Below are 1,925 nucleotides of genomic sequence, written 5' to 3' on the forward strand. Positions count from 1 at the left end.
GGACGAGGCCATGGCGATGATCGTGCGCGGCTTCGTCGAGCCGATCGCCCGCGAGCTGCCGATGGAGTACGCGCTCGAGCTCAACCGGCTGATCGAGCTGCAGATGGAGGGCTCGGTCGGCTGACCGTCCCGGTGGTCCAAAGCCCTTTCAAGGTCAGTCCGTTGGCACTCTCCACAGGAGAGTGAGGAACTGAAGCAGAAAGCGAGCGACATGACAGTCACGGCTGAGGCTCAGAATTCCCCCAAACCCTCGACATCGACAGGACAGGGGGCGTCCCCACCGGTCGACTCGAGTACTTCCGGCGCGATCGCGGTGGCGGCGGAGTCCACCACCGCGACGCGGATGAGTGCGCCGCCCTCCTTCGACGTCGCGGACTTCCCGGTGCCGCACGGCCGTGAGGAGGAGTGGCGGTTCACCCCGCTGGAGCGCCTCCGCGGTCTGCACGACGGCACCGCCAAGGCATCCGGTTCCCTCAAGGCCGAGATGTCGGCGCCCGACGACGTCACCATCGAGACCGTCCTCCGGGACGACGCACGGATCGGGCGGGCCGGCAAGCCCGTGGACCGGGTGGCAGCGCAGGCGTTCTCCGTGTTCGAGACGGCCGCGATCGTCTCGGTGCCGGAGAAGACCGTGCTGACCAAGCCGGTGCGGGTGGCCATCCACGGCGAGGGCGGCGTCAGCTTCGGCCACACAGTCTTCGACATCGGTGCCTTCGCCGAGGCCGTCATCGTCATGGACCACACCGGCGCGGGCATCCGCTCCGCCAACATCGAAGTCATGCTCGGCGAGGGCGCCAAGGCCACCGTCGTCTCCGTCCAGGACTGGGACGACACGGCCGTGCACTGCTCCCAGCACAACGTGCTCGTCGGCCGCGACGCCATCCTCAAGCACGTCACCGTCACCTTCGGCGGCGGTCTTGTGCGTATCAACCCGCGCATCGCGTACGCCGGGCCCGGCGGCGAAGCCGAGCTCTACGGCCTGTACTTCACCGACAAGGGCCAGCACCACGAGCACCGCCTCTTTGTCGATCACGACACCCCGCACTGCCGCAGCAACGTCGCCTACAAGGGCGCGCTGCAGGGCAAGGACGCCCACGCGGTCTGGATCGGCGACGTCCTCATCCGCGCCGCGGCCGAGGGCACCGACACCTACGAGCTCAACCGCAACCTCGTCCTCACCGACGGGGCCCGCGTCGACTCGGTCCCCAACCTGGAGATCGAGACCGGCGAGATCGTCGGTGCCGGCCACGCCTCGGCGACCGGCCGCTTCGACGACGAGCAGCTCTTCTACCTGATGGCCCGCGGCATCCCCGCCGACGAGGCCCGCAGGCTGGTCGTGCGCGGCTTCTTCGCCGAACTGGTCCAGCAGATCGGACTGCCCTGCCCGGGAAAGCGATTGATGGCCAAGGTCGACAAGGAGCTGTGCCGAGGAAATCACGCATGCCATGGAGGTTCTTCATGCCGGGGACACTGAGGTATCTGCGGGCCTGCTCGGTGGATGAGCTGGCAGAGGACACCCCGATGCGGGTCGTCCTGGAAGGCGTCCCGGTCTCCGTGGTGCGTACCGAGGGCGGGTTCTACGCGGTGCACGACATCTGTTCGCACGCGAACGTCTCCCTTTCCGGCGGGGACGTCAGCGACCGGGCCATCGGATGCTGGCTGCACACCTCCAGCTTCGACCTGCGTACCGGCCGGCCGACCTCGCCGCCGGCGACCGAGCCCATCGCCGTCTACCCCGTGAAAGTGGACGGAGACGACGTGCTCGTCTGCGTCACCTCCGGTGAGAGGGAGCTCTGAATCCCCATGGCAACGCTTGAGATTCACGACCTGCACGTGTCCGTCGAGGCCGAGAACGGCCCGCGGGAGATCCTGCGCGGCGTCGACCTGACCGTGAAGCAGGGCGAGACCCACGCCATCATGGGCCC

Annotated in this window: 2 protein-coding genes and 1 pseudogene; all 3 read left to right on the forward strand. The window is 68.2% G+C overall.

Translation table 11 applies throughout. The features are described 5' to 3' along the window. Window positions 1–211 precede the first annotated feature (211 nt). On the forward strand, window positions 212–1,474 hold the full coding sequence (gene sufD / locus ACV530_RS36520) for a Fe-S cluster assembly protein SufD (RefSeq protein WP_494337038.1): 1,263 nt from the start codon (window positions 212–214) through the stop codon (window positions 1,472–1,474). Continuing rightward, window positions 1,471–1,797 carry a non-heme iron oxygenase ferredoxin subunit gene (locus ACV530_RS36525; protein WP_494337039.1) on the forward strand — a complete coding sequence of 109 codons (327 nt, stop codon included), beginning with the start codon at window positions 1,471–1,473 and terminating at the stop codon, window positions 1,795–1,797. Before sufD ends, ACV530_RS36525 begins: the two co-directional genes overlap by 4 nt. Window positions 1,798–1,803: 6 nt before the next feature. Beyond that, window positions 1,804–1,925, forward strand: a pseudogene (sufC, locus tag ACV530_RS36530) (Fe-S cluster assembly ATPase SufC); the annotation flags it as partial.

It is taken from the genome of Streptomyces sp. SX-6 (genome assembly GCF_059089585.1).

What these genes read in the sequence shown, in the direction of transcription:
- sufD (WP_494337038.1), top strand. Translation starts at nt 212, where the DNA reads ATGACAGTCACGGCTGAGGCTCAGAATTCCCCCAAACCCTCGACATCG.